The organism is Mesorhizobium sp. P5_C1 (genome assembly GCF_054049815.1).
Genome location: NZ_JBFULQ010001397.1, coordinates 1 through 553 on the forward strand (window position 1 = coordinate 1; position 553 = coordinate 553).

Below are 553 nucleotides of genomic sequence, written 5' to 3' on the forward strand. Positions count from 1 at the left end.
CGTCAAGTCCCATCAGCCTGGAATAGCCGACCACGTCGGCGGCCAATATTGCGGTCAGGCGTCGTTCCATTGCTAACTCGCAAGCTCCAGCACCGTCTGCCAGCGCGGAAGGCTGTGCAGCGGATCAAAATCCGAGTCTTGCAGAACCCACGCTTTCATCTCGTGGTTGGCGCGCGGCATCACGCTTTCGAGCATGTCGAACGTCCGGTCGAAATCTCCGAGGAAGCAGTGGAAGCAGGCAAGGTTGTATTGGGTCAGGACATCGTCGGGGTCGATCGCGAAAGCGCGCGCGGCCCACTCCTTCGCCCGATCGAACTCGCCAAGTCCGGCGAGCGCGTTGGCGCCGAGGTAGGCAGGCCGGGGATTTTCCGGATTCCTTGCAAACTCGCGCTCGGCTCGCTCAACACCCCTGCGAGCAGTCTCCCTTTGTTCCTCATGCCGTCCCAACGTGCGATAGATCTGAATTAGCAAAAGCAGGGATTGGTAGTCGTTGGGGTCTATCTCGGCGGCGCGCTCCCAGTGGACGGCGGCCTTTTCGAGCTTTCCCCGCGCA

At 61.1% G+C, this 553-nt stretch carries 1 protein-coding gene; it reads right to left on the reverse strand.

Annotation, left to right across the window (positions count from 1 at the left end; genetic code table 11):
- Positions 1 to 72: 72 nt before the first annotated feature.
- The coding region (locus tag ACXJ7R_RS36010) for a tetratricopeptide repeat protein (RefSeq protein WP_457155927.1) at positions 73 to 553 on the reverse strand (481 nt) is incomplete at its 5' end.